26 protein-coding genes are annotated in these 24,652 nt (G+C 70.9%); 10 read left to right on the top strand and 16 right to left on the bottom strand.

What is annotated here, in order from left to right:
* The 8 genes from OG485_RS35120 to OG485_RS35085 form a co-directional block, all read right to left on the bottom strand.
* Positions 1 to 1,353, bottom strand: coding sequence for an ABC transporter substrate-binding protein (locus OG485_RS35120; protein WP_328672584.1), 1,353 nt, complete (start codon positions 1,351 to 1,353; stop codon positions 1 to 3).
* A 204-nt stretch (positions 1,354 to 1,557) separates the two neighbouring features.
* Entirely contained in the window at positions 1,558 to 2,556 is a 999-nt protein-coding gene (locus tag OG485_RS35115) for a LacI family DNA-binding transcriptional regulator (RefSeq protein WP_326784491.1), read from the bottom strand.
* Between the two features lie 122 nt (positions 2,557 to 2,678).
* Positions 2,679 to 3,368 (bottom strand): GntR family transcriptional regulator, encoded by a 690-nt coding sequence (locus tag OG485_RS35110; protein ID WP_328672583.1) that lies wholly within the window; start codon positions 3,366 to 3,368, stop codon positions 2,679 to 2,681.
* Positions 3,369 to 3,473: 105 nt separating this feature from the next.
* Positions 3,474 to 4,475 carry a proline racemase family protein gene (locus tag OG485_RS35105; RefSeq protein WP_328672582.1) on the bottom strand — a complete coding sequence of 334 codons (1,002 nt, stop codon included), beginning with the start codon at positions 4,473 to 4,475 and terminating at the stop codon, positions 3,474 to 3,476.
* Positions 4,476 to 4,534: 59 nt separating this feature from the next.
* Positions 4,535 to 5,437 carry a dihydrodipicolinate synthase family protein gene (locus OG485_RS35100; protein WP_328672581.1) on the bottom strand — a complete coding sequence of 301 codons (903 nt, stop codon included), beginning with the start codon at positions 5,435 to 5,437 and terminating at the stop codon, positions 4,535 to 4,537.
* Positions 5,438 to 5,471: 34 nt separating this feature from the next.
* A complete protein-coding gene (locus tag OG485_RS35095) occupies positions 5,472 to 6,953 on the bottom strand; it encodes an NAD(P)/FAD-dependent oxidoreductase (protein WP_328672580.1) in 1,482 nt (493 codons plus the stop codon).
* Positions 6,946 to 7,245 carry a (2Fe-2S)-binding protein gene (locus tag OG485_RS35090; protein ID WP_328672579.1) on the bottom strand — a complete coding sequence of 100 codons (300 nt, stop codon included), beginning with the start codon at positions 7,243 to 7,245 and terminating at the stop codon, positions 6,946 to 6,948. Before OG485_RS35090 ends, OG485_RS35095 begins: the two co-directional genes overlap by 8 nt.
* A complete protein-coding gene (locus tag OG485_RS35085; protein WP_328672578.1) occupies positions 7,242 to 8,393 on the bottom strand; it encodes an NAD(P)/FAD-dependent oxidoreductase in 1,152 nt (383 codons plus the stop codon). The genes OG485_RS35090 and OG485_RS35085 overlap by 4 nt, the downstream gene beginning before the upstream one ends.
* A gap of 359 nt (positions 8,394 to 8,752) precedes the next feature.
* Here OG485_RS35085 and OG485_RS35080 point away from each other — a divergent pair, with 359 nt between their 5' ends.
* From OG485_RS35080 to OG485_RS35065, 4 genes are all read left to right on the top strand, one after another.
* Positions 8,753 to 9,271 carry a toxin-antitoxin system HicB family antitoxin gene (locus tag OG485_RS35080; protein ID WP_328672577.1) on the top strand — a complete coding sequence of 173 codons (519 nt, stop codon included), beginning with the start codon at positions 8,753 to 8,755 and terminating at the stop codon, positions 9,269 to 9,271.
* A gap of 84 nt (positions 9,272 to 9,355) precedes the next feature.
* Positions 9,356 to 10,198, top strand: coding sequence for a DUF4097 family beta strand repeat-containing protein (locus OG485_RS35075; RefSeq protein WP_328672576.1), 843 nt, complete (start codon positions 9,356 to 9,358; stop codon positions 10,196 to 10,198).
* A gap of 73 nt (positions 10,199 to 10,271) precedes the next feature.
* Positions 10,272 to 11,303, top strand: a complete 1,032-nt coding sequence (locus tag OG485_RS35070) for an ATP-binding cassette domain-containing protein (RefSeq protein ID WP_443048821.1) — start codon at positions 10,272 to 10,274, stop codon at positions 11,301 to 11,303.
* The gene (locus OG485_RS35065; RefSeq protein WP_328672574.1) at positions 11,300 to 12,082 is read left to right on the top strand and encodes an ABC transporter permease; all 783 of its coding nucleotides are present in this window, start codon (positions 11,300 to 11,302) and stop codon (positions 12,080 to 12,082) included. Before OG485_RS35070 ends, OG485_RS35065 begins: the two co-directional genes overlap by 4 nt.
* Before the next feature lie 115 nt (positions 12,083 to 12,197).
* Here the strand turns inward: OG485_RS35065 and OG485_RS35060 are convergent, their stop codons facing one another.
* Genes OG485_RS35060 through OG485_RS35045 form a run of 4 tightly spaced genes read right to left on the bottom strand, consistent with a single transcriptional unit; the run spans position 12,198 to position 16,203 of the window.
* Positions 12,198 to 13,013 carry an ABC transporter permease gene (locus OG485_RS35060; RefSeq protein ID WP_326784499.1) on the bottom strand — a complete coding sequence of 272 codons (816 nt, stop codon included), beginning with the start codon at positions 13,011 to 13,013 and terminating at the stop codon, positions 12,198 to 12,200.
* 10 nt (positions 13,014 to 13,023) lie between these two features.
* Positions 13,024 to 13,914: an ABC transporter permease gene (locus OG485_RS35055; protein WP_328672573.1), complete on the bottom strand. Its 891-nt coding sequence runs from the start codon at positions 13,912 to 13,914 to the stop codon at positions 13,024 to 13,026.
* A gap of 7 nt (positions 13,915 to 13,921) precedes the next feature.
* Positions 13,922 to 15,130, bottom strand: a complete 1,209-nt coding sequence (locus OG485_RS35050; RefSeq protein WP_443048820.1) for an ABC transporter substrate-binding protein — start codon at positions 15,128 to 15,130, stop codon at positions 13,922 to 13,924.
* 26 nt (positions 15,131 to 15,156) lie between these two features.
* Positions 15,157 to 16,203 (bottom strand): ABC transporter ATP-binding protein, encoded by a 1,047-nt coding sequence (locus OG485_RS35045; RefSeq protein WP_328672571.1) that lies wholly within the window; start codon positions 16,201 to 16,203, stop codon positions 15,157 to 15,159.
* 122 nt (positions 16,204 to 16,325) lie between these two features.
* Between OG485_RS35045 and OG485_RS35040 the strand changes: the two genes are divergently transcribed.
* Positions 16,326 to 17,144, top strand: coding sequence for a FadR/GntR family transcriptional regulator (locus tag OG485_RS35040; RefSeq protein ID WP_328672570.1), 819 nt, complete (start codon positions 16,326 to 16,328; stop codon positions 17,142 to 17,144).
* Positions 17,101 to 17,877 carry a cache domain-containing protein gene (locus tag OG485_RS35035; RefSeq protein WP_328672569.1) on the top strand — a complete coding sequence of 259 codons (777 nt, stop codon included), beginning with the start codon at positions 17,101 to 17,103 and terminating at the stop codon, positions 17,875 to 17,877. Before OG485_RS35040 ends, OG485_RS35035 begins: the two co-directional genes overlap by 44 nt.
* An 88-nt stretch (positions 17,878 to 17,965) precedes the next feature.
* Here OG485_RS35035 and OG485_RS35030 read toward each other — a convergent pair whose 3' ends face one another.
* Entirely contained in the window at positions 17,966 to 18,625 is a 660-nt protein-coding gene (locus tag OG485_RS35030) for an MmyB family transcriptional regulator (protein ID WP_328672568.1), read from the bottom strand.
* A 270-nt stretch (positions 18,626 to 18,895) separates the two neighbouring features.
* Between OG485_RS35030 and OG485_RS35025 the strand changes: the two genes are divergently transcribed.
* The 3 genes from OG485_RS35025 to OG485_RS35015 are packed head-to-tail and all read left to right on the top strand — an operon-like array spanning position 18,896 to position 21,355.
* Positions 18,896 to 19,552 carry a helix-turn-helix domain-containing protein gene (locus OG485_RS35025; RefSeq protein WP_328672567.1) on the top strand — a complete coding sequence of 219 codons (657 nt, stop codon included), beginning with the start codon at positions 18,896 to 18,898 and terminating at the stop codon, positions 19,550 to 19,552.
* A gap of 32 nt (positions 19,553 to 19,584) precedes the next feature.
* Positions 19,585 to 20,115, top strand: a complete 531-nt coding sequence (locus tag OG485_RS35020; RefSeq protein ID WP_326790721.1) for a toxin-antitoxin system, toxin component — start codon at positions 19,585 to 19,587, stop codon at positions 20,113 to 20,115.
* Between the two features lie 13 nt (positions 20,116 to 20,128).
* Complete coding sequence (locus tag OG485_RS35015) at positions 20,129 to 21,355, top strand: MAB_1171c family putative transporter (protein ID WP_328672566.1); 1,227 nt, start codon at positions 20,129 to 20,131, stop codon at positions 21,353 to 21,355.
* 27 nt (positions 21,356 to 21,382) lie between these two features.
* Here the strand turns inward: OG485_RS35015 and OG485_RS35010 are convergent, their stop codons facing one another.
* The gene (locus OG485_RS35010) at positions 21,383 to 22,426 is read right to left on the bottom strand and encodes an alpha/beta fold hydrolase (protein ID WP_326784508.1); all 1,044 of its coding nucleotides are present in this window, start codon (positions 22,424 to 22,426) and stop codon (positions 21,383 to 21,385) included.
* A gap of 253 nt (positions 22,427 to 22,679) precedes the next feature.
* Here OG485_RS35010 and OG485_RS35005 point away from each other — a divergent pair, with 253 nt between their 5' ends.
* Positions 22,680 to 22,910: a hypothetical protein gene (locus tag OG485_RS35005; RefSeq protein ID WP_328672565.1), complete on the top strand. Its 231-nt coding sequence runs from the start codon at positions 22,680 to 22,682 to the stop codon at positions 22,908 to 22,910.
* Between the two features lie 46 nt (positions 22,911 to 22,956).
* Here OG485_RS35005 and OG485_RS35000 read toward each other — a convergent pair whose 3' ends face one another.
* Both OG485_RS35000 and OG485_RS34995 read right to left on the bottom strand, forming a co-directional pair.
* Complete coding sequence (locus OG485_RS35000; protein ID WP_328672564.1) at positions 22,957 to 23,676, bottom strand: 4'-phosphopantetheinyl transferase family protein; 720 nt, start codon at positions 23,674 to 23,676, stop codon at positions 22,957 to 22,959.
* Complete coding sequence (locus OG485_RS34995) at positions 23,624 to 24,532, bottom strand: metallophosphoesterase family protein (RefSeq protein WP_328672563.1); 909 nt, start codon at positions 24,530 to 24,532, stop codon at positions 23,624 to 23,626. The genes OG485_RS35000 and OG485_RS34995 overlap by 53 nt, the downstream gene beginning before the upstream one ends.
* Positions 24,533 to 24,652 lie beyond the last annotated feature (120 nt).

The following is a 24,652-nucleotide window of genomic DNA, read 5'->3' as shown; positions in this document are numbered from 1 at the left end:
TCAGCCTCGGGCCAGAATGGAGTCGATCTTGCCGGAGGCGTCCTTGAGGAGCTGGTCGACGTCGGCGTCCTTCTTGGTGAGGACCGAGGAGACGGCGGCGTCGAGGACGGAGTAGATCTGCTGGGCCTGCGGGGGCTCGATCTTCATCTGGAGGCTCTGGTTGCCGTCGAGGAAGGCCTGGTAGTTCTCCACGGGCACGTTGGCGTTGGCCTTCTTGACCTGCTGGTCCTTGTCGTCGGCGGCGCCGGTGAACAGGCGCGGCTCGGGCAGGCCGACGGGCGCGTTGTTCTGCTTGGCGCGGGCGTAGTCACCGAGGAAGCCCTTGCCGGGGTTCAGGAACATGTGCTCGAGCCACTTGAGGCCGGCCTTGATCTGGGCCGGGCTGTCCTTCTTGTTGAACATGTAGCCGTCGCCGCCGATGAGCGTGCCCTTGCCGCCGGGCATCGGGGCCAGGGCGAGGTCGTTGTAGTTGCCGCCCTTCTCCTTGACGAGGATCGGGATGTTGTCGGGCGCGGAGAGGTACATGCCGAGCTTTCCGGAGCCCATCATCTGCTGGACGTCGTTGATGACCAGCAGCTGCTTGCTGCCCATGGAGTTGTCGCTCCAGCGCATGTCCTTCAGGTTCTGCAGGACCGCCTTGCCCTCGGGGGTGTCGACGGTCGCCGTCTTTCCGTCCTCGGCGACGACGTTCCCGCCCTGCGAGTAGAGCTCGGCGGTGAAGTGCCAGCCGCCCTGGTTCTGGGCGCTGTAGTCGGCGTAACCGACCGTGCCCTTGCCGAGCGCGGCGATCTTCTTGGCGTCCGCGCGCAGCTCCTCCCAGGTGGCCGGGGGCTTGTCGGGGTCGAGGCCGGCCTTCTTGAAGAGCGCCTTGTTGTAGATGAGGCCCATCGAGTAGCCGGTGCGGGGGATGCCGTAGATCTTGCCGTCGACGGTGTAGATGTCGCGCAGTTGCTGCTGGATGGTGCTGTAGCTCTTGAGGTCCTTGACGTAACTCGTGATGTCGGCGGCCTGGTTGACGTCGACGACGTGCTTGGCGTCGGTGAAGTACGTGTAGAACACGTCCTCCATCTGGCCGCCGGCCAGCTTGGCGTCGAAGGTCTTGGGGTCCTGACACGGGAACGCGTCGTGCATGGCGACGTCGATGCCCGGGTTGGCCTTCTCGAACGCCTTGGTGTCGGCGTCGAAGAACGAGCGGTCGACCTTGGCGCTCTTCGGCGGCTCGCAGTTGACGGTGATGCGGGTCTTTCCGTTGGCCGCATCGTCGTCGCCGCTCGAACCGCACGCGGTGGCGGTGAGCGCGACAGAGGACGCCATGAGCATGACGAAGCTACGGCGGAACCCGGTACTTCTCATTGGTGGACCCCTTCGGGCTGGAGCGAGGAAGGCCCACGGCGGGCGTGCCGCCGTGTTCTGGCGCCGCACACTCAAGCACCGACAACATCTGTCCGCAAGATGTCGCGCAGAATCTGTAATTATTTGACAGCTACTGGGGATCCCCGTTGCAGGTGGTTGCGTACCGGAGTCATCGACCCCGGTACGGCGGCCCGGCCGCGCCTCTCAGCGGCGCGGCGCCTGCGCGGTCGACCCGCGCACCACCAGCTCCGGCTCGAACAGCAGCTCCTCGGCGGTCACGCTGCTGCCGCCGATCTGCGCGTTCAGCAGTTCCACCGCGGCGCGCCCCATGGCCTCGATGGGCTGGCGGACCGTGGTCAGCGGGGGTTCGGTGCAGTTCATGAACGCCGAGTCGTCGTACCCGACGACGGAGATCTCGCCGGGGACACTGAGCCCCTTGCGGCGGGCCGCCCGTACCGCGCCGAGCGCGAGCGGGTCGCTCGCGCAGATGATGCCGGTGACCCCCTGGTCGAGCAGTCTCGTGGCCGCGGCCTGACCGCCCTCCAGCGAGAACATCGCCCGTGCCACGTACGCGTCCGGCAGATCCGGCGCGAGGGCGCGCGCCGCCGCGAGCTTGCGGCCCGAGGGCATGTGGTCGCCGGGACCGAGGACGAGTCCGATCCGCTCGTGGCCGAGCGAGTCGAGATGGCGCCAGGCCTGCTCGACGGCGACGGCGTCGTCGCAGGAGACGCACGGGAAGCCGAGGTGCTCGATGGCCGCGTTGACCAGCACCACCGGAATGTTGCGGTCCGCGAGCTGGCGGTAGTGGTCGTGCGGCGCGTCGGCCTGCGCGTACAGACCGCCGGCGAACACCACCCCGGAGACCTGCTGCTGGAGCAGGAGTTCCACGTAGTCGGCCTCGGAGACCCCGCCCTTGGTCTGCGTGCACAGCACCGGGGTGAGGCCGAGCTGGGCGAGCGCTCCGCCGATCACCTCGGCGAAGGCCGGGAAGATCGGGTTCTGGAGCTCGGGCAGAACGAGCCCGACGAGCCGCGCGCGTTCACCGCGCAGCTGGGTCGGCCGCTCGTAGCCGAGGACGTCCAGGGCGGACAGGACCGCCTGCCGAGTGGAGTCGGAGACACCCGGCTTGCCGTTGAGCACCCGGCTGACCGTGGCCTCGCTGACCCCGACCTTCTTCGCCACCTGAGCAAGTCGTCGCGTCATGAACGCAAGAATAGCGCAAGAAATGCAAGTTGCTTGCGTAAAAGTTCGACCGACTCCTGCTTCACAGGAACGGGAACGGCGGCTCCGCACCCCCCGGCGCCGCACCTGCGGCGGCGGACCTCTCAGGGCGCCGCCCAGAGTCCGCGGACGTGGCCCAGATGGCGTGTCATCACCGCGTGCACGGCGCGCTCGTCGCGTTCCAGGAGGGCGTCGAGGAGTTCCAGGTGCTCGCGGGCCGAGGCCTCCAGACGGCCCGCCTCGACAAGGGCGGTGAGTCCGTACAGGCGTGAGCGCTTGCGCAGGTCGCCGACGACCTCGACCAGATGGGAGTTGCCCGCGAGGGCCAGCAGGCACAGGTGGAAACGGATGTCCGCCTCCACGTACGCGATGAGGTCGCCGGCGGCGGCGGCCGTCACGATCTCCCGGGCGGCCGGACGCAGCGCCTCCAGCGAGACGGGGTCCGCCGTGGTGGTCAGCCGCACGACGGTGGGGATCTCGATGAGCGAGCGGATGTGGGTGTACTCGTCGAGCTGCTTCTCGGAGACCTCGGTGACCCTGAACCCCTTGTTGGGGACCGTGTCGACCAGGCCCTCCTTGGCCAGGTCGAGCATGGCCTCGCGGACCGGCGTCGCCGAGACGCCGAAACGGGCCGCCAGCGTCGGCGCCGAGTACACCTCGCCGGGCCGCAGCTCGCCCGCGATCAGCGCGGCGCGCAGCGCGTCGGCCACGCGCTCACGGTAGCTGCTCCGCCTGCCGCCCAGCGTGGGCAGGTCGGGAGCGGCTGAGGGTGCGCTGCTGCGCTGGGCGGCCATCGGGGTCTCCTCGTACGGGCCGGCGCGTCGTCGTCCTGCCGTCGGCCATGTGCCATGTCACGTCCTACTCGGAGCTCCAGTATCTACGCCCCGGCGCGGAGCCGCTCACAGGACGAACCCGGCCGGGAACGGGTCCGAGGGGTCGAGCAGGTACTGGGCCGTCCCCGTGATCCAGGCGCGCCCCGTGAAGCTGGGCAGCACGGCGGGAGTTCCGGCGACCTCGGTGGTGCCGAGCAGCCGACCGGTGAACCGCGTCCCGATGAAGGACTCGTTCACGAACTCGGTGTGCAGCGGGAGTTCACCACGGGCATGCAGCTGGGCCATGCGCGCGCTGGTGCCCGTACCGCAGGGCGAACGGTCGAACCAGCCGGGGTGGATGGCCATCGCGTGCCGCGAGAAGCGGGCCGTCGCCCCCGGCGCGTACAGGTGGACGTGATGGCAGCCGCGGATGGACGGGTCCTCGGGGTGCACGGGCTCGCCCTCGGCGTTGACCGCGTCCATCAGCGCCAGTCCCGCCGCGAGGATCTCGTCCTTGCGGGACCGGTCGAAGGGCAGGCCGAACTGTTCCAGCGGCAGGATCGCGTAGAAGTTCCCGCCGTAGGCCAGGTCGTAGGTCACCGTGCGCCCGTCGGCGAGCGTGGCCTTGCGGTCGAGGCCGACGGCGAACGACGGCACGTTCCTGAGCGTGACCTCCTTGGCCGCGCCGTCCTCCACGATGACCTCGGCGACGACGAGGCCCGCGGGGGTGTCGAGCCGGATCGTGGTGACGGGCTCGACGACCTCGACCATGCCCGTCTCCACCAGCACGGTCGCCACCCCGATCGTGCCGTGTCCGCACATCGGCAGATAGCCCGACACCTCGATGTAGATCACGCCGTAGTCGCAGTCCGGGCGGGTGGACGGCTGGAGGACGGCCCCGCTCATCGCCGCGTGGCCGCGCGGCTCGTTCATCAGGAGCTGTTTGATGTCGTCGCGGTGCTGACGGAAGTACAGCCGCCGCTCGTTCATGGTCGCGCCCGGGACCGTGCCGATCCCTCCGGTGATCACCCGGGTCGGCATGCCCTCGGTGTGCGAGTCGACGGCGTGCAGGACGAGTTCGCTGCGCATGGGACTCCTGAGTGGTGTCGGCGGGGCGGCTGGGCGGTGGAGGCGAGGGCCTGGCCGGCTCAGGCGAGACCGGCGGCCACGGCCCGCTCCGTGGCCAGGCGCACGGCGGCCTCCTGCTCGGGCAGCAGCGGGACGCGCGGCGGCCGGACGGGACCGCCGTACCGGCCGACGATGTCCATCGACAGCTTGATGGCCTGGACGAACTCGACCTGGGAGTCCCAGCGCAGCAGCGGGTGGAGCTGCCGGTAGAGCTTGCCCGCCGTGTCGAGGTCACCGGCGACGGCCGCTCGGTAGAGCTCGACGCTCGCGCGGGGCAGCGCGTTCGGGTAGCCGGCCACCCAGCCCTTGGCCCCGGCCACGGCGAGTTCCAGCAGGACGTCGTCGGCGCCGATCAACAGATCCAGTTCCGGGGCGAGTTCGGCGATGCGGTAGGCACGGCGCACATCACCGGAGAACTCCTTGACCGCCTGGACGAAACCCGCGGCGTGCAGCTTCGCGAGGAGTTCGGGAACCAGGTCGACCTTGGTGTCGATCGGGTTGTTGTACGCGATGACCGGGACGCCCGCCCGGGAGACCTCCTCGTAGTGGGCGAGGACCGAACGGTCGTCCGCGCGATAGGCGTTGGGCGGCAGCAGCATCACGGCGCCGCAGCCCGCGTCCCTGGCCTGCTCGGCCCAGCGGCGCGCCTCCACGGAGCCGTACGCGGCGACGCCGGGCATCACCCGGGACCCGCCGATCGCGGCGACGGCGGTCTCGACGACCTTGGCGCGCTCCTCGGGTGTGAGCACCTGGTACTCGCCGAGCGAACCGTTCGGTACGACGCCGTCGCAGCCGTTCTCGACGAGCCAGGCACAGTGTTCGGCGTACCGGCCGTGGTCGACGCCGAGGTCGTCGTTCAGCGGGAGCGCGGTGGCGACGAGGACACCACGCCAGGGGCGTCGGCTGTCGGGGGTGACGGTCATGGGGTGCTCATCCCTCTCCATAGGGTGTGACATTTCACTGTCGGTCGAGGCGCGGTGAGGTGAGGCCGGGTTCCGGGAGCGGGCCCGCGCCGGGTGACCGGCCGTCGTCGTCCGAACCGGCTCGGGCGAGTACGCCGAGCGGTACCGGGCAGGCCAACAGCCTTCGTGCGGGCGTCTGTTCGCACCCGACGAGTCCGGCGACGGCGGGTTCGCAGATCCGGCCCTGGCACCATCCCATTCCGGCGCGGGTCAACAGCTTGACCGTCCGTACGTCGCCCGCGCCGAGGTCGGCGGCGGCCTCGCGGACGCGGCCGGCGGTGACCTCCTCGCAGCGGCACACGACGGTGTCGTCGGTGACCTGGTCCGTCCAGTGGGCGGGCGGCGTGTACAGGGCGTCGAGGGCGGCGGAGAACGAGCGCGCCCTCGCCCGGACCCTGACGGCTCGGGCGGCCGAGCGCGGATCGGGTCCGGTGCCGCGCAGCCGGGCCGCCACCGACCGGCCCGCGAGATGCCCCTCGGCCAGGGAGAGCATGGCACCGCCGATCCCCGTGGTCTCGCCGGCGGCCCAGACACCGGGCACGTCGGTGCGCTGCTCGTCGTCCACGTCGACCTTCGTCCCGCCGATACGGCAGCCGAGCGCTTCGGCGAGATCGGTGTGCGGGACCATCCCGTGGCCGACGGCGAGCGTGTCGCACGGGATGCGGCGCCCGGTTCCGGGCCGTACGCGCCCGTCGGGGCCGAGCGCGGCGACGGTGACGGCTTGGAGCCGGGCCTCGCCATGGGCTTCCACGACGGTGTGCAGCGGGATGAACGGAACGCGGTGGCGCAGGAGGCGGGCCGCGTACAGGACCGCCTCGGCGGCCTTGCCCGGTTCGGCCGCCAGCGCCCCGGCACCGCGCGGCAGCCTTCTCGGATCGAGGGACTCCACGAGCGCGGCGACCTCGGCCCCGGCGGCGGCCAGTCCGGTCGCCACGGGCAGCAGCAGCGGCCCGCTTCCCGCGACGACGACTCTTGCGCCCGGCACGACGAGACCGCCCTTGAGCATGGCCTGGGCCCCGCCCGCGGTCACCACTCCGGGCAGGGTCCAGCCGGGGAAGGGCAGCACCTTCTCGTATCCACCGGTGGCGAGGAGCACGGCGTCGGCACGCACACCGACGGAGCGCTCCTGGAGCGGGCCGAGGAGGGCGTGGACGGTGAATCCCGGCCGGGAACCGGTGCTCGCCCCGGTCCTTTCGACCAGCCAGACATGATGGTCCGTCAGGATTTCGACCCTGCCCGCTTCCAGGTGTCCGGCGAGGCCCTCTTCCAGCCGCCGCCATGTGCGCCACCGGTGGTGCAGCGCGCGGGGCCGCCGGGCGCCCAGGCCGCTCGCGGGCCGGCGGTAGAACTGTCCGCCCGCGGACGTGGCCGAGTCGATCAGCGTGACGTGGATGCCGCGGGCCGCCGCGGCCAGGGAGGCGGCGAGACCGGCCGGGCCCGCGCCGATCACCGCGAGGCGGTGGGCTCCGTCAGTCATCGTGGCCGGTGCCTTCCTGGGTGCGGATCGTGTCGCCGGGCGCCAACGTGACCAGACAAGCCCGTTGGTTGGGGCGGTCGTTGACGGTGACGAGGCAGTCGAAGCAGACGCCGATGCCGCAGAAGACCCCGCGGGGCCTGCCCGCGTCACGGGTGCTGCGCCACGCGGTGATGCCTTCGGCCCACAGCGCGGCGGCGACGGTCCGGCCGGGCAGCACCTCGACGGCCCGGCCGTCCAGGGTGACGGTGAAGGCGGGGCCGGGTTCGGCCCGTACGAGATCCAGGGGGTTCACACGGCCTCCTCTGCGAAGCGCTCGGGCCGGAACGGCGTGAGGTCGAGGCCGGGTTCCTTGCCCGCCAGCACCCGCGCGACGAGCAGTCCGGTCCCGGTGGACAGCCCGATGCCCGCCCCTTCGTGACCGCAGGCGTGGAAGAGACCGGGGGCTCTGGGGTCGGGGCCGATGGCGGGCAGATGGTCGGGCAGGTAGGGCCGGAATCCGAGGTAGGTCCGCAGGGCGCGTACCTGCGAGAGGAACGGGAAGAGCCGAACGGCACCGGCGGCCAGTTCCCGTACCACCGGCAGCGAGAACGACCGGTCGAAGCCGACCCGTTCCCGGCTCGCGCCGATCAGGACCGGGCCGGCCGCCGTCCCCTCCACGACCGGCGAGGTCTGCAGAGCGGCCGAGTCACTGGCGACGTCGGCGACGTAGTCCGCGGCGTACACCTTGTGGCGCACCCGGCGCGGCAGGGGTTCGGTGACGAGGACGAATCCCCGGCGGGGCAGGACGGGGAGCGTGACGCCCGCGAGCGAGGCCACCTCGGCGCCCCAGGTGCCGGCCGCGTTGACGACGGCGGGCGCGTGCACATCGCCCCGGTCGGTACGCACTCCGCGGACCGAGCCGTCCCGGGCACGCAGCACCTTCGTCACGGTGCGCCCGGTCAGCAGCCGTGCCCCCGACGCCCGCAGGAGATGCGCGGCCGCGAGGGCGGGCATCACCTGGGTGTCCTGGGGATAGCGCACGGCGCCCGCCAGCCCCGGGGCCAAGTACGGCTCCAGATCGTGCAGTTGATCGGCGGCGACCGGTTCGGCCAGTACACCGGCCGTGCGCTGACCCGCCGCGAACGTCTCCAGCGCGGCCAGGCCATCGGGCGTGGACGCCACGACGACGCCCCCCTTGGCCTCGTACTCGATGGCCTTCGCGTGTTCCTCGGCGAGGTCGGCCCACAGCCGCCCGGAGAGCAGGGCGAGGTCGAGTTCGGGTCCGGGTTCCTTGTCGGAGACGAGCAGATTCCCCTCACCCGCGCCGGTCGTGCCGCCGGCCACCGGGCCACGGTCCACCACGGCGACGTCGAGGCCCTCGCGAGCCGCGTACAAGGCACAGGCGGCGCCCACCATTCCGGCTCCGACGACTACCACATCGCAGGTAAGAGGCTGGCTCACATCAGTACTATGTCACACATCACCATGCGGTCCGAAGACCCCGAGGACCGCCAGGAGTGGCGTCGGCCTCGACCCCTTGGCGGCCCGCGAGGCGAGGGCCGAGCGTTCCGGGCATTCCCTTGCAGCACGGAGGGCAACACGTGGCACCACATGACACCTGGTGACACCAAGGGGTGCCACATGGCACCACCGGGCGCCATTTCCAGCCCCCAAATGACACATGGGCACTCATGGCGCCACCGTGGCTCACGTTGGCCCACTCGCATTTCAGCAGGTCAGAGCGGTTGCGTTCGAACCGGCCCCACGCAAGGCGCCACTCGGACTTGCGGATGGCGCCACATTGATGCCACCATGCCGTCATGGACCTCACTCCGTATATCGACACCCTCCGCCGCGAACTCGCGGTGGCCGCCGAAGCCGGCGGGGAAGAAGCCCGTGAGCTGGCCGAGCGCCTCACCGCCCCGCTGGAGTCGGCGACGCGTCTGACCATGCTCAACGTGCTCTCCGCCGCGATGGACGAGATCACCCGCGAACTCGCCCCCGGCTCGGTCGACGTACGGCTGCGGGGACTGGATCCCGACTTCGTGGTGACACCGCCGCCTTCCTACGGTGACACCACGGAAGCGGCGGAGGCGCCCGTCGAACCGTTCAGGGCACCCCTGCCCGCCGACGGCGACGAAGGCGGCACCGCCCGCGTCAATCTGCGCCTGCCCGCCCACCTCAAGGCGCGCGCCGAGGAGGCCGCGAGTCATGAGGGCCTGTCGGTCAACGCGTGGCTGGTGCGGGCCGTTTCGGCCGCGGTCGACGGCGGAACCCGGCCGCGCGCGACGGGCAAGAACCGCACCATCGGACAGAGCTTCACGGGCTGGGTGCGCTAGCCGCGCCCGCGCCCGCACCACTTCACCCACACACCACGTCCCACCTGCGGGGACGACTCGAGGACCCACGAGGACGGTACAGCCATGCCTTCTTTCGACACCCCCCAGCCGATCTCGGTCACCGCGGAGGTGGCCGCCGGTTCCATCCGTCTCACCGCGGGCGACCGAACCGACACGGTCGTCGAGGTGCTGCCGCGCGACCCGAAGCGGGACAAGGACGTGCGTGCCGCCGAGCAGACCGAGGTCGTGTACGCGAGCGGCGTTCTGACGGTCAGGACCAAGCACCGGCCACTGGTGGGCCCCAGCGGCCTCGTCGATGTGACGGTCGACCTGCCCACGGGCTCCCAGGTCGACATGACCGGCTCCTGGGCCCAGATGCTCGGCGAGGGACGGCTCGGCGAGGTCCGGGTGAAGACCTCGGCCGGAGACGTGCGCCTCGACACCACCGGCCCGCTGAAGCTGACCGTGTCGCACGGCATGGTCACCGTGGACCGCGTCGAGGGCATGGCCGAGATCACCAGCAGCACCGGCAACGTACGCGTCGGGACGGTCGCCGGACCCGCCGTCCTGAAGAACGCGCACGGCACCACGACCGTCGGCACCGTGACCGGCGAGCTGCGGGTGAGCGGCACCAACGGTGGCATCGACATCGCGCGCGCCGAGGCGTCGGTCACCGGCACCACGACGAACGGGCACCTCCGCCTCGGCGAAGTCGTGGGCGGCAAAATCCAGTTGGAGACGTCCAACGGCTCCATCGAGGTCGGCATCCGGCGGGGCGTCGCCGCGTGGCTCGACGTGAGTTCCAACCGTGGTCAGGTACGCAACACGCTCGCCTCGTCCGAGGCCCCGGAGGAGACCGAGGGCACGGTCACGGTCCGCGCACGGACCAACTGGGGCAACATCGACATCCTGCGCGCCAAGTCCTGAACTCCCCGGCCCCGGCCCCGCCCTCTTCTCCCTCCAGCGCCTGATTTCACCCAGCCTCCGAACGGAGAGCTCCATGCCTTCTTCTGTCATGCCCATGCCTATTCCCAATCCCGGGCGGGACGGCGGTCCGCAGCCGCCCGCCGCCGTCTCCGCCGTCGGTCTGCGCAAGTCGTACGGCGACAAGACCGTGCTCGACGGCATCGATCTGCGTATCCCGGCCGGTTCCGTCTTCGCGCTGCTCGGACCGAACGGCGCCGGAAAGACCACCACCGTGCAGATCCTGTCCACGCTCATCGCCGCCGACGGCGGGCAGGCCCAGGTCGCGGGCCACGACGTCGCCGCCTCACCCGACGGTGTGCGCGCCGCGATCGGTGTCACCGGGCAGTTCTCCGCGCTCGACGATCTGCTCACCGCCGAGGAGAACCTGCTCCTCATGGCCGACCTCTTGCGTCTGGGCAGGCGCGAAGGACGGTTCCGTGCCAAGGAGTTGCTCCAGCGCTTCGACATCGCGGACGTCGCCGGCAAGCGGGCCGCGACCTTCTCCGGCGGCATGCGGCGCCGGCTCGACCTCGCCATGACGCTGGTCGGCGACCCTCAGGTGATCTTCCTGGACGAGCCCACGACCGGTCTCGACCCGCGCAGCCGCCGCACGATGTGGGACACGGTGCGCTCCCTGGTCGCGGGCGGCACGACCGTGTTCCTCACCACCCAATACCTGGAAGAGGCCGACCAGTTGGCCGACCGGATCGCCGTGCTCGACGGCGGCCGGATCGTCGCCGAGGGCACCGCCGGAGAACTCAAGGCGCAGATCCCCGGGGGCCACGTACGGCTGCGCTTCACCCGGCCCGGCGAGTACGAGCGCGCGGCCGAGGCTTTCCCCGGTGCGGCCCGCGACGACGAGGACCTCGCCCTGCGCGTCGCGGGCGACGGCGGGCTCGACGCGCTGCGCGCCCTGCTCGACCGGCTGGACACCGCCGGTGTCAGCGCCGCCGACCTCTCCGTGCACACCCCCGACCTGGACGACGTGTTCCTCGCCCTGACCGGCGACGGCACCACCAGGACCGGCACCGGCACCCCGCTTCACGTCAAGGAGACCCTGCGATGAGCACCCTCACCTACGCCGTGCACGACTCGATGACGATGCTGCGGCGCAACCTCAAGCACGCGCTCCGCTATCCGAGCGTGTCGCTCGGCGCCGCCATGATGCCGATCCTGATGCTGCTGCTGTTCGTGTACGCCTTCGGCGACTCGATCGGCGCCGGAATGGGCGGCGGCCGGGACGCCTACCTGGAATACCTGACGCCCGGCATCATCATCATGGGTGTGGCGGCCGGGGCCATGTCGACCTCGATCGCGGTCTGCTCGGACATGACGGAAGGCATCATCAACCGCTTCCGCACCATGAACATCACCCGCTCGTCGTTCATGACGGGCCATGTCGTCGGCAGCGTCCTCCAGACCATGGTGAGCATGATCCTGGTCGTGGGCTTCGCGCTCGCCATCGGCTTCCGTTCGGACGCGAGCCCCCTCGAATGGCTCGCCGCCGCCGGTCTCCTCGCGGCCGTCGCGTTCGCGGTGACCTGGCTGTCGGCGGCGCTCGGCCTGATGTCCAAGACCGTCGAGTCCGCGAGCAACAAGCCGCTGCTGGTCCAGTTCCTGCCGTTCCTCGGCTCCGCGTTCGTTCCGGCCGACTCGATGTCCCCGGGTCTTCGCTGGTTCGCCGAGAACCAGCCCTTCACACCGATGACCGAGACGCTGCGCGGTCTGCTCTCCGGCTCGGCGATCGGTGACAACGGCTGGATCTCGCTGGCCTGGTGCGCCGGGATCAGCCTGGTCGGCTACGTCTGGTCGCGCTCGCTGTTCAACAGCACGACCAAGCGCTGAGAACCCGCCTGTCGACCTGCCGGTGAGGGGCGGCCGGGATCCGCGCGCGGCGGATCCCGGCCGCCCCTTGACCGGCGTCAACCAACAGCCCGGCGAAGGCAGTTCATCGGCCCGGTCAGATCCGGCTCTCGGTGGCCGTGTCCGCGGACAGCCGCTGGGCCGCGTAGATCGGGATCACGGAGAGCAGGACGAGCACGGCCGCCACGACGTTCACGACCGGGGCCTGCTGGGGCCTGGTCATGTTGTTGAAGATCCAGATCGGCAGGGTCTCGATGCCGGGCCCGGCCGTGAACGTCGTCACGACGATCTCGTCGAAGGACAGGGCGAAGGCGAGCAGTCCGCCGGCCAGCAGCGCCGAGCGCACCAGCGGGAAGGTCACGTCCACGAAGGCCCTGAAGGTGTCCGCGCCCAGGTCCATCGCGGCCTCCTCGTACGTGCCGGACGTACGGCGCAGTCGCGCGACCACGTTGTTGAAGACGACGACGATGCAGAAGGTCGCGTGACCGACGATCACGGTGAACATGCCGAGTCCGACGCCGAGCGGTTCGAGCACCGTGCTGAACGCCGAGTTGAGGGCGATGCCCGTGACGATGCCGGGCAGCGCGATCGGCAGGACGACCACGAAGGAGATCGCGTCCCGGCCGAAGAAGCGGTGCCGGGCGACCGCGAAGGCGATCAGCGTGCCCAGGACCAGCGCGATGGCCGTGGCCCCGAGGCCCGCCTTGACCGAGACCCACAGCGCCGAGCGGGCACCCTCGTTCTCCCAGGCGACCGACCACCAGTGGAAGGTGAGCCCGGACGGCGGCCAGCTCGCGCTGCGGTCCCGGTTGAAGGAGTTGACGAGGACGAGCGCGAGGGGCACGTAGATGAACGCGAAGCCGAGCCCGGCGGCGGCGCGCAGCGCGATACGCGCGGGACGGGAGAGTTGCACAGCGGGCTCCTCAGAGACTGCTCAGGGCACCCGTGCGGCGCATCGCGAGGAGGTACACCACGATGACGACGACGGGGACCGTGCCGAGCGCGGCGGCCATGGGCAGGTTCAGTTCGATGTTGGAGTAGACGACGTTGCCGATGAGCTGGGTCTTGCCGCCGACGATCTGCACGGTGATGTAGTCGCCGAGACTGAGCGAGAAGGTGAAGACCGAGCCGGCGGCCACGGACGGCAGGACCATCGGCAGCACCACCGACCGGAAGGTGCGGGCGGCCCGGGCGCCCAGGTCCGCCGACGCGTCGAGCAGGCTGGCGGGGAGCTGCTCCAGCGCGGTGTGGATCGGCAGGATCATGTACGGCAGCCAGAGGTAGGTGAGCGCGATGATCGCCGCGACCGGGCCGTACCCGGGTCCGCTCAGTCCGAGGGGCTTCAACATCCAGTCGGCGAGGCCGTCTTGGGAGAGGATCAGCCGCCAGGCGTACACCTTGACGAGGTAACTGGCCCACAGCGGCGTGAGGATGGCGACGACGAGCAGCGGGCGCCGGGCGGGCTTGGCGATGCGCGCGGTGTAGAAGGCGACCGGGAAGGCGATCACCGCGCACAGGACGGTGACCGCGAGGGCGACGCCGACGCTGCGCAGGATCACCTGCCGGTACACGGGCAGGGTGAACAGCTGGTGGAAGTTGTCGGCCGACCAGACCTTCACGACCTCGGAGGTGAAGGAGTCCGTCGTCCAGAACGCCGAGACGAACAGCACGGCCAGCGAGCCGAGATAGAGCACCGCCAGCCAGAGCAGGGGTGCGGTCAGCAGCAGGGACAGCCGCAGCCGGGGGCGCCGGTGCAGGGTCCCGGCGAGCCGCCGGACGGGGGAGCGTCCGGCGGCCTGCGCGGTGGTGGTCATCGCTCGGTCAGCCCTTGATCTCGGTCCAGGCCTGGACCCACTTCGCGTACGGGACGCAACTGACGTCGGTGCGGCCGTCGAGGCACTGCTCGATGGGCGTGTTCCAGAACGCGATGTTCTTCCAGTAACTCTCGTCCGTGGCGTGGAAGGTGTCGCAGAAGGACTTGTCGCTGGTGTACCCGCACGCCCGGGCGTTGGCGGGCGCCTCACCGAAGTACTCGGCGACCTGGGCGTTCACCTTCGGCGAGATGATCCAGTCCATCCACTTGTAGGCGCAGTTGGGGTGCTTGGCCTTGGCGGAGACCATCCAGGTGTCGGACCAGCCCGTGGAACCCTCCTCGGGCACGACGGCCTTGACCTTGGCGCCCTCGCCGGCCGCGAGGTTGGCGATGACCTGCCAGGTGGTGCCGACCACGGAGTCGCCGCTCTTGAAGGCGGAGATCTCCTTGAGGTAGTCGCTCCAGTACTCCCCCACGTTCGCGTTCTGCTTCTTCAGCAGGGCGACGGCCGCGTCGAACTGCTTCTGGTCGAGGGCGTAGGGGTCCTTGATCTTCAACTCGGGCTTGGTCGCCTTCAGATACAGGGCCGCGTCGGCTATGTAGATGGGCGAGTCGTACGCGGTGACGTGGCCCTTGTTCGCCGAGGCGTCGTCGAAGACCGCGGACCATGAGGTGGGAGCGGGGGTGACCTTCTCGGTGTTGTACATCAGGAGGTTGGCGCCCCGGCCGTGCGGGATGCCGTACATCCGGCCGTCGACGGAGTTCCAGGCGCCCTTCTTCAGGCCGCTGAAGACGTCCTTGTAGTTCGGTACGAGGCCGGTGTTGACCGGGGCCGCGTCGCCCGAGGCGATGAGGCGCAGGGAGGCGTCCCCGGAGGCGGAGACCGCGTCGTACTGCCCGGTCTTCATCAGCTTGACCATCTCGTCCGAGCTGGCGGCCACCTTGGAGTTGACCTGGCAGCCGGTCTGCTTCTCGAAGTCGCCGACCCAGTCGACCTCGGGGTCGTTGGAACCGTCCTCGACATAGCCGGCCCAGGCGATCAGGTTGACCTGGCCCTCGGTCTTGCCGAGCTTCGACTGCGCCTTGAGGTCGGGCGGGTTGAAGCCGGTGGACGCGGAGGAGCCCGTACCGGACGATCCGCAGGCGGTGGCCGCGAGGAGCACCGCGACAGCGGCGGCGGCCTTGAGGGTTGGGGTGAGGCGCACGGCGTACTCCATACGTGACGGGGGACTGAGCGTGGAAGTCAGCTGGGGTCGGGGACCTGGAAGGCGTGGCGGCGGTGCCACCGGAGCCGGACGCGGGTGCCGCGCAGGGCGGCCACGTCCTCGGAGGAGGTCTCCAGGTTCTGCTGGAGCGCGGTGAGGCGGCCGCCCGCGTCGAGGTCCACCAGGAAGCGGGTGGCGTCGCCCAGATAGACGACCTCGGCGACGGTTCCGGTGGCCGTGGAGTACTCCGGTTCCGCGACCGTGCCGGTCTCGGCCGGCTCCTTGAGGACGCGGATCTTCTCCGGCCGGATGCTGTACGTGCCCGGGGCGCCGACGACCTGCTGCGCCGACTGGCCGTCGAGCAGGTTGGAGGTGCCGACGAAACCCGCGACGAACGCGGTGGCGGGGCGTTCGTAGATCTCGGCGGGGGTGCCGACCTGTTCGACGCGGCCCTGGTTGAAGACGGCGACGCGGTCGCTCATCGTCAGGGCCTCCTCCTGGTCGTGGGTGACGAACACGAAGGTGATGCCGACCTCGCGCTGGATCGCCTTGAGTTCGACCTGCATCTGCTCGCGCAGCTTGAGGTCGAGGGCGCCGAGCGGTTCGTCGAGCAGCAGGACACGGGGGCGGCCGACCAGTGCCCTGGCGAGGGCGACGCGCTGGCGCTGGCCCCCGGAGAGCTGGGCGGGGCGGCGCCTGCCGAACCCTTCCAGGCGTACGTCGGCGAGCGCCTTGCGGGCCCGGACCAGGCGCTCCGCCTTGGGCACCTTGCGGACCTTGAGGCCGTAGGCGACGTTCTCCTCGACGGTCATGTGCGGGAACAGGGCGTAGTCCTGGAAGACGGTGTGCACGTCCCGTTCGAAGGGGGCGAGGCCCGTGACCTCCTGGCCTGCCAGTTCGATCCGGCCCTCGGTCGGGCTCTCGAATCCGGCGATCATCCGCAGCACGGTCGTCTTGCCCGAGCCGGACGGGCCGAGCATCGAGAAGAACTCGCCGTCGGCTATCTCCAGATCGACTCCGGACACGGCGGTCGTGTCACCGAACGCCTTTCGCAGGCCCTGGAGCCGGATCGCCTTTGCCTCCATGGGCGGGGAACCTTTCTGGTGCAGAGGTACGTTTCAACACTGACCGGAAAGATATGAAGCCATAGTTCAAACTTCAAGACCCCTTTAGAGTAAAGGTTGAGTCAACGCACAAGGTGGTGACCGTGAAGCAACACAGGGGCGACGGCGTCCGCAGAGCCGTCTTCACTCCCGTGGACAACCGCGCGCGCGTCGAGACGGTCGTACACCGGATCGGCGACGCCATCGAGCTCGGGCTGCTCGCCGACGGCGAGCAGCTGCCGGGAGAGATGGAGCTGGCCGGACAGCTCGGCGTGTCCACGGTCACCCTGCGCGAGGCCCTGATGGCCCTGCGCCAGCAGGGACTGGTCACCACGCGACGCGGGCGCGGTGGCGGCAGCTTCGTGTCGCTGCCCGAAGTACCGGGCGAGGAAAGGCTGCTGGCCAGGCTCGCCGAATGGAGCACCGAGGAACTGCGGGACCTGGGCGACCACTGGGCGGCCGTGTCCGGAGCGGCTGCCCGGCTCGCGGCGCAGCGCACGGAACCTGACGACCTCAAGGCGCTGTGGCGCACCCTGGACGACCTGGCGTCCGCCGAGGACGCCGCCGCCCGCAGCCGCGTCTACGGCCGCTTCCACGTCGAGCTCGCCGCGGCGGCGCAGTCCGCCCGGCTGACCCGTGAACAGGTCGTGCTGCAGACGGAAGTGGGCGCGCTGCTGTGCCTCGTGCTCGGGGACGACGAATATCGTGAAGAAGTCGCAGACCGTCACCGCTCCGTAATCTCGGCCGTGCAAGATGGGGCCCACGATGCGGCCAGAGCACTGGCCGAGCGGTGCGTGGTGGACTCGACGGCGCGGCTCATCACCCTGCGCCTCTCGATGCCGCGTGCCGCTTCAGGCAGGCGTCCCCTGGAGGGCACCCATGAGCAGGAGCCCCGGCCGGGCCGGCGCGACGGCGACGCTTGACGCTCCCGAGGCGGCCGTCGCCGCGCGGGTCCGCGGCACTCTGGAGGCCGTCTTCGACGCGGTCGCCGAGACCCGGGACCAGACGGCCGCACTGCTCACCCGCCTCGCCGCCGAGGGCCGCCGACCCGCGACGGTGCATCTGGCGGCCCTGCGCCCGGGACTGCATCTGCGGCTCACCCGCCAGGAGTTGGTGTCCGGTGCCGGTTTCGTGGCGGCGCCGGGGCTGCTCGGTGACGTACCGGCGTGGCTGGAATGGTGGCAGCAGGACTCCGACGGTGGCGTACGGCCGCTGCTGCTCGACCTCGATCCGGCGCGCTCCGCGTACTCGGACTACACGCACTGGGACTGGTTCGCCCTCCCCCGCGACACGGGGCAGCGCGCGGTCGCCGGTCCCTACGTCGACTACCTCTGCTCCGACGAGTACAGCCTGACCCTGTCCGCGCCGGTCCACGTGGAGGGCCGGTTCGTGGGGGTCGCCGCGGCCGACGTGTATCTGCGGCACTTCGAGGCCGCGGTCGTCCCGCTCCTGCAACGGCTGCCCGGGGCCGCCTACCTGGTGAACGCGCGGGGCCGGGTGGCCGCGTCCGCGGACCCCGCCCATCTGGCCGGATCGCTCACCAGGGGACCGGACTTCGCGGCCGTGCTGGCGGCGGCCCGGAGCACGCGCCACGGGGACCTGCGTCTCGTGCCCTGCGACAGCGTGCCCCTCGTCCTCGTGACGCCGGCCGGCTGAACGGGCGCCGCCCCGAGCCACCCGCGCGCCCTGCACGCGTGCCTTCCGGGCGAGTCGCGCCAGCGCGGAAGCGCTGCGACTACGCGCGTCACACCGCGCGAAGCTCCGCCGCGCCGTTGCGCGTCCTGCGTGCTCTGCGCGGTCCGCCCCTGACCGGCCTGACCGCCTCGCGCAGCACCAGGGTGATCCGCGAATAGCCCATGCCCTGAAGGGCCTTGGGGGTCTCGTCGACGATCCGGCAGTCCGTGCTGCCCCAGCGGGGATCGGGGTGGACCAGCGGGCGCACGGCTCCGTCGTGCTCGACCCCGCGCGGGCCGACCGCCTCGATCCAGTGCGGCAGGCCGTGCCGATAGGCGGCGTCCATGATCGGGTCCTGCGCGATGTCCCGGCGGATCGCCTGGAGTCCGCGGTCCTGGCCGTTGCGCTCCACCGCCGCGGCGAAGTGCGCGAGCATCGGCAGACACCAACTCGACTCGTGCTCACCGAGAACCGATCCCGCGTCCGGATGAAACAGGACGAAGCGCAGGAAGTTGTCACCCGGCATGGCGGTCGGATGCGCGCCGACGCCGTCGAAAAGTGTCTCGAAGGCGACGTTGGACAGTACGACGTCCCAGCGGTCGTCGAAGACGAAGGAGGGGAAGGGCACGGCCTCGAGGAGCGTGGCGTAGTCCTGGAGGTACGCCTGCGCTTCGAGACTCTCGGGGACAGGTCGCGGCTGGGACCGCTGCCTTCCTGCCTGGTACGCCATCGGGAGGTCACCCCTCTTGCCTCTGCGGCCTTCACGCGGCGCCCCGATCCTGCTGCCCCGGGGACTGGCGTGTCAACTATCGTGGCATTTAGCGCTTGTTGACGGCTGAATCTCGCCACAGTTGTGGCGAGACCTGGATGTGAGTTCGAGCGACCGGCTAGGCTCCGGCTTGGTCCCCGGCTTTGCCGTCGGGATGGTTCCTGACCCTCGTGTCCACATGGTTCCCGAACTTCGTGAGAGCCACCTGAGAGAGACGTAGGAGATCTGTCGGTGACGGATGGCTTCGAGGTTCCGTGCGCCACGGCGACGGTTCTGCTGCAGGCCGTCGTGGCCAGGGTCACCGCACTCGCCGACCGGCTCGGCGTTCCGCACGCCGAAGTCTTCGACATCCGGCGGCTGTCGGCCGAGTCCGGTGTCCCCGAACCCGTGGCGAAGGCCCTGCTGAGCGGCCGCCCCGCCGGCGAACCCGACCTTCAGGCACGCTTCCTGCAACGCCTCGACCTGCTGCGCCGCACCCGGCTCAAGCCCAACGGCCGCCGCTACACGCAGCAGGAGATAGCCGACGGCGCCGGTATGTCGCGCCAGCAGGCGGGCGCCCTCATCAACGGCGACCGGCGCCCCACCATGGAGCACTGCGACGCGATCCAGCGCTTCTTCCGGGTGCACGCCGGATTCCTCACGGCCGAGGACTCCGAAGCGCTCGTGGGCGCCCTCCAGCGGTCGGAACAGGAGCTCCTGCAACGGCTCGCCGACCGCGAACGCGCCGCGGTCTCCGTCGCCCACGATCCGCTCGAACGGCTGCTCCTGGACCACGGCGTCCGCGGAATCGCCTGGCGGGCCGCGCAGTTGCCCACCGACCAGCACCGGGACAAGGTCGCGGAATGGCTGGACATGCTCCTGGAGAGCGTCAAACGGCCAGAGTCGTGAGCCGGGGGAGATCAGTGGGCATCGGAAGGGAAATGCGCCGCCTGTGCGGCGAGCTGGTCTCGGAGCTCTCGCTCCCCGCGCCGGCGGCCCCCGCCGACCTCTACACCGCGCTGTGCGGCGCGATGAGCCGACGCCGCGGCCGTCCCGTCCAGTTCCGTACGGCCGCGTTCCCGCCCGGCACCGCCAGCGGACTGTGGCTCGACATGGCCGAGCAGGACCTGGTCGTCATCGAGGAACGCACCGCGCCCGACCACCAGTTGGTCATCCTCGGCCACGAGCTGTGGCACATGAAGGCCGGACACTGCAGCCATCACGTCGACGGCGCGGCCGTCGCGGCGCGCTTACTCGGCGACGGGGCCGACCTCCAGGCCACCGTCCTGAAGGTGGCGGCGCGCACCCGCTTCGACCTCGCCGACGAACAGGAGGCCGAGAGCTTCGGTCTTCTGCTCGCCAGCAAGTGCCGTACCTGGCTGGCCGGTTCCTCACTGCGCGGCCCGGTGCAGCGGCACGGTCTGGCCGGCCGTATCGAGGCCTCCCTGGGCTGTCGCGGGCCGCGAGGCTGAAGGTCGCGGGGGCATGGACGGATCGAGCTACTACATCCCGGCCGTCGCCATGGGCGCGGCGATCGCGTTCAAAGGGCCCTCACTGCTGCGCGGCTGGCGCGACCCGCTGCTGCGTTCCGTCGGCGTACTCCTCGCCCTCGCGGGGCTGGTGTTCCTCTTCGCGGCCCCGCCGACCATCGCCGCGGTCAACGACGTCACCGGGATACCCAACATCTCGGCCCCCCTCGTCTACTGCCTGCTGAGCGCCTACAGCGCCTCGTGCCTGGTGCTGATCATCAACTGGCGCGGCGGACCGCCCGAGGTGACCCGGCGGCTCTCCCGCCGCTGGACCCTCGGGTACACCGTGGTCGCCCTGGCACTGATCGTCCTGTTCGCCCTCGGGGACGCCTCCGTCGAACGGCTGCGCGACCTCGACACGTACTACGCCAACACCCCCTTCATCCGCGAGATGATCGTCCTGTATCTCGCGTCGCTCACGGTCGCCGGTGTCGCGATGAACATCATGTGCTGGCGCTGGGCGGTCCAGGTCCGCGGCCGGCTGCGCGCCGGGCTGGTGATCATCGCTTTCGGGTCGCTGTGCAACATCCCTTACTCCGCGGCCAAGTTCACGGCGGTGGTCGCCCGCTGGAACGACACGGACCTGGACGGCCTCAGCACCAATGTGGCCCCCCTGCTCGCCTCTGCCGGGGCCCAGATCACCGCCGTCGGCTTCTGCCTCCCCCTCGCCTGGCGGCGCATCGAGGACAGCTGGAACACCTGGTCGACCTATCGCCGGCTCGGCCCGTTGTGGCGCGAACTGAAGCCGGTCTCCGTGCCGGAGGACCGCGCGGTGCGGATGTCCTGGTGGTCGCCCGCCGAACTCCAGGTCACCCAGCGGGAGTCCGACATCCACGACGGCATGCTGAGCCTCTACCCCTACTTCGACTCCGAGGTGCGCTCCCGGGCGTACGGAGCCGCACTCGCGGCGGGCTCCTCCGCCGCCGAAGCGCACGCCGAGGCGGACGCGGCGATGGTGACCGTGGCGGTGCGGGCCAGGACCGCGGACCCGGAGGGCCGTGTCATCAGCTCGGCCGAGACGGCGGAAGCGCCGCCCGCGACCGGATCCACGTTCGCGCACACCGACGGCCGGCGCGACCTCGTGCGCATGTCGAACGCGCTGCGCCACTCGCCGGTCGTCGCGGCCGTCCGGGGCCGAACGGCGACCGGGCCGGAGCACGACACCCGCGAACGAACCGGCTGACGCCGCCCACGGTCCCCCGTCCGGCCCTCAGGTCGCGCTGCGTTCGCTCGCCTCGCGCAGGTCCCGCTCCACCTCGCGGTTGCGGACGGTGTCGGGCTGCCCCGCCGTCGTACCCGGGCGCCCGGCACGCAGCAGCTCCCGCCAGTGCTCGCGGCTCCAGTCGGCCGGACCGGTGGTGGCCGTGAACTCCTCGACCAGGGCGAGGAAGCGCGCCGGATCGCTGTGGAAGGGGAAGTGGCCCGCTCCCTCGAAGATCTCCAGGCGGCTGCCCGGCATGGCCGCGTGCGCTCCGTGGGCGTGCCGCACCGGTACCACGCTGTCCCGGTCTCCCCAGAGCAGCATGGTGGGCATGCCCTCGGTGAGATAGCAGCGGTCGAGCATGGTGACCGCCTGGCCGCGCCAGTCGACCACGGCCCGCAGGGTCCGGATGAACGCGCTGCGGGAGGTCGCGTCGGGCAGCGCGTCCACGAGGTTCAGCAACGACGGGGCGTCCTGGGCCAGATCGGCGTCGAGCAGACGCATCAGACGCAGGAACAGACCCACGTTCAGCCGCATGCCGGGCAGTCGCAGCGTGGAGAGCAGCAGATGGGCTCCGGGCAGCGACACGGCACGCAGCACGGGGTTGACCTCGCCGCCGACACCGCCCGCGCTGACCAGGATCAGCCGCTCGGTGCGCTCGGGGAACTGGTAGGCGAACTGCATCGCCACTCCCCCGCCCAGCGAATGCCCGACCAGGGTGGCGGACTCGATGTCGAGCGTGGCGAGCAGATCGCGTACGCCGTTGGCGTAGGCGGCCACCGAGTAGTCGGCGCGCGGTTTGTCGGACGCGCCGTGGCCGAGCAGGTCGGGCGCGATCACGGTGTGGGTGCGGGCGAGGTCGGGGATCAGCTCCGCCCAGGTCGCCGAGGAGTCGCCTATGCCATGGATCAGGACGAGCGCCGGGCCCTGCCCCGCCATCCGGTAGGCGCGCCGGTAGCCGTGCACGAGGCGGTGCCGCAGACGCAGTTCTCCGTCACCGACCGAACGCAGCCGCGCGGTGCGCCGCGGCTGCCGGGGCTGTACGTCGACCACGGGCGAACCTCCCGTTCCCAGGCCGCCGCGAAGACGGCTGCCGAGCCGCCGGCCGGCGGCTTGCGAGGCCGCCCGGTGGGCGGCCCCTGCTCTCCCCTCCAGCGTAGGGGTCCTGTTCCACCAGGGGTTTCCGTGAGGTTTCGCCTCCGCTAAGCGGGCGAACCTCCAGGGACCGAAACCGGATTGTCAGTGGCGGACGGCAAGCTGGGTTCAGGACCAGTGTCACGACAAGCCGACCAGGGAGAGCCGTCCGATGCAGACCGCCGTACTGACCGACCACGAACGCGCCGCCGTGCAGGCCTACCTCCGCCTCCTCCAGACGGTACGAGCGGCTTTCGACGGCCCGCCGGACGGAAGCAGGCCACCCATGGTCCCGCCCGCCGTGCTCGCCGAGACGGAACGGGCTCTGAAGGCGGCGGGCCTCGCGGGCAACGAGGACGCGTTCTTCGAACTGCTGCACGCCTGGTGCCCGGAACCGGGCTGACCGCGCGCAGCCGGCGCCGGGACCGCGCCGGGGTGGCGGCGTACGGTCAGGCGCCGGACCCCGGCACCGGGCCCGGCCCGGTGTGCGGGACCGTGACCGCCGTCGCGACCAGGCCGCCCCGGACCGTCCAGCGGCCGGTGAAGGTCTGGACGGCAAGGCCGTCCACCACGGGCCCCGGGACGAGGAGTCGGGCGCTCAGGTCGCCCGAGAAGCCGTCCGTGACGGGAGCCCGGTCGAGGGAGATGTCGATGTCCGCCTCGGAGAAGTCGAGCCACTTGCCGGTCAGTGGGAACCACGCCTTGTAGACCGACTCCTTGGCGCTGAACAGCAGCCGGTCCCAGTGGACGGCGGGCACCCGGGCGCCGAGCCGGATCAGACGGTCGGACTCACCGGGGAGGGCGACGGCGTCCAGGACGTCGTCGGGGAGCGCCAGATGGGGTTCGGCGTCGATGCCGAGGGAGGCGAGATCGCCGGCGTGGGCGAGCGCGGCCGCGCCGTAGCCCTCGCAGTGGGTCATGCTGCCGATGACGCCCGCCGGCCACCGCGGGGCCCCGCGCTCGCCCGGCAGCACGGGTCCCGGGGCCACACCCAGCTTCTCCATGGCGCGCCGGGCACAGACGCGCACGGTGGCGAACTCGCGGCGCCGCTTGCCCACGGCCCGGGTCAGGACCGCCAGTTCCTCGGGGTACAGACTCGCCTCCCCGGCCGGATCGTCACCGTGGCTCTCCACGGCCACCACCGACCCCGGAAGCAGCTCCTCCATCACCGGCTTTGACCTCCAACGGCAGAATGCGGCGCAGCGTGCCCGGCGGTCCCGGTCGCCTACGCCATTCTCGCGGATAGCCCACCGACACCTCTTCGAACCGGACACCCTCGTGCCAGGTGGTCCGGGGGATGTGCAGATGTCCGTAGACCATGGTCTCGACACGGAACCTGCGGTGCCAGTCGGCGGTCGCCGCCGTGCCGCACCACATGGCGAACTCGGGATGCCACAGGACGTCCATCGGGTGACGGTCCAGGGGGTAGTGGTTGACCGGGATGACCGGCAGCCCCTCGGGGATCTCGGCGAGTCTGCGCCCGGTCTCGGCCACCCGCGCCCGGCACCACTCCTCGCGGCTCGGATACGGGTCCGGGTGCAGCAGGTACTCGTCCGTGCACACGATGCCGGTCCCCTGGGCGTACGCGAGCCCCTCCGCCTTGGTGGCACAGCCCTGCGGCAGGAAGGAGTAGTCGTAGAGCAGGAAGAGCGGCGCGACGACGGCGGGGCCGCCCGGCCCGTTCCAGACGGGGTAGGGGTCCTCGGGGGTGATGACGCCCAACTCCCGGCACAGGGCGACCAGATGCTCGTAGCGGGCCACTCCGCGGAGCTGGACCGGATCCTTGGGATGGGTCCACAGTTCATGGTTGCCCGGCACCCAGACGACCTTGCGGAAGCGGTCGGCGAGCGTCCGGAGTGCCCACCGGATGTCTTCGACGATCTCCCCGATGTCACCGGCCACCAGGAGCCAGTCCTGGTCCGTCCCGGGACGCATGTTCTCGACCAGGGCGCGGTTCTCGGCGTAGCCGATGTGCAGGTCGCTGATGGCCAGCAGGTTTCCGGCATCGCCGTCTGTCGGCCGCACGCGCCACCCCCGTAGAAAGCGAATGGCAACACAACAGCACACGCTCCCGCCGAGGGACAAGGAGGCCCGGTCGGGCAGACAGGCGAATCCGTAACATCCCTGTAGCAGCATCAGGGTCCC

This window comes from Streptomyces sp. NBC_00328 (genome assembly GCF_036139655.1).
In the GTDB taxonomy this organism is placed as follows: domain Bacteria; phylum Actinomycetota; class Actinomycetes; order Streptomycetales; family Streptomycetaceae; genus Streptomyces.
Note: the sequence above shows the minus strand (reverse complement) of the source record. Positions and strands in the feature narration are given on the sequence as shown.

Bases quoted from the DNA above. Each gene is read 5' to 3' on its own strand.
- OG485_RS35055 (WP_328672573.1), bottom strand. From the start codon at position 13,914: ATGACCACCACCGCGCAGGCCGCCGGACGCTCCCCCGTCCGGCGGCTC.
- OG485_RS35065 (WP_328672574.1), top strand. From the start codon at position 11,300: ATGAGCACCCTCACCTACGCCGTGCACGACTCGATGACGATGCTGCGG.
- OG485_RS35080 (WP_328672577.1), top strand. From the start codon at position 8,753: ATGGACCTCACTCCGTATATCGACACCCTCCGCCGCGAACTCGCGGTG.
- OG485_RS35095 (WP_328672580.1), bottom strand. From the start codon at position 6,953: ATGACTGACGGAGCCCACCGCCTCGCGGTGATCGGCGCGGGCCCGGCC.
- OG485_RS35070 (WP_443048821.1), top strand. From the start codon at position 10,272: ATGCCTTCTTCTGTCATGCCCATGCCTATTCCCAATCCCGGGCGGGAC.
- OG485_RS35110 (WP_328672583.1), bottom strand. From the start codon at position 3,368: ATGGCCGCCCAGCGCAGCAGCGCACCCTCAGCCGCTCCCGACCTGCCC.
- OG485_RS35030 (WP_328672568.1), bottom strand. From the start codon at position 18,625: ATGGCGTACCAGGCAGGAAGGCAGCGGTCCCAGCCGCGACCTGTCCCC.
- OG485_RS35045 (WP_328672571.1), bottom strand. From the start codon at position 16,203: ATGGAGGCAAAGGCGATCCGGCTCCAGGGCCTGCGAAAGGCGTTCGGT.
- OG485_RS35005 (WP_328672565.1), top strand. From the start codon at position 22,680: ATGCAGACCGCCGTACTGACCGACCACGAACGCGCCGCCGTGCAGGCC.
- OG485_RS35105 (WP_328672582.1), bottom strand. From the start codon at position 4,475: ATGCGCAGCGAACTCGTCCTGCACGCCGTCGACTCGCACACCGAGGGC.
- OG485_RS35035 (WP_328672569.1), top strand. From the start codon at position 17,101: ATGAGCAGGAGCCCCGGCCGGGCCGGCGCGACGGCGACGCTTGACGCT.
- OG485_RS35050 (WP_443048820.1), bottom strand. From the start codon at position 15,130: ATGGAGTACGCCGTGCGCCTCACCCCAACCCTCAAGGCCGCCGCCGCT.
- OG485_RS35120 (WP_328672584.1), bottom strand. From the start codon at position 1,353: ATGAGAAGTACCGGGTTCCGCCGTAGCTTCGTCATGCTCATGGCGTCC.
- OG485_RS35020 (WP_326790721.1), top strand. From the start codon at position 19,585: ATGCGCCGCCTGTGCGGCGAGCTGGTCTCGGAGCTCTCGCTCCCCGCG.
- OG485_RS35015 (WP_328672566.1), top strand. From the start codon at position 20,129: ATGGACGGATCGAGCTACTACATCCCGGCCGTCGCCATGGGCGCGGCG.
- OG485_RS35100 (WP_328672581.1), bottom strand. From the start codon at position 5,437: ATGACCGTCACCCCCGACAGCCGACGCCCCTGGCGTGGTGTCCTCGTC.
- OG485_RS35115 (WP_326784491.1), bottom strand. From the start codon at position 2,556: ATGACGCGACGACTTGCTCAGGTGGCGAAGAAGGTCGGGGTCAGCGAG.
- OG485_RS35075 (WP_328672576.1), top strand. From the start codon at position 9,356: ATGCCTTCTTTCGACACCCCCCAGCCGATCTCGGTCACCGCGGAGGTG.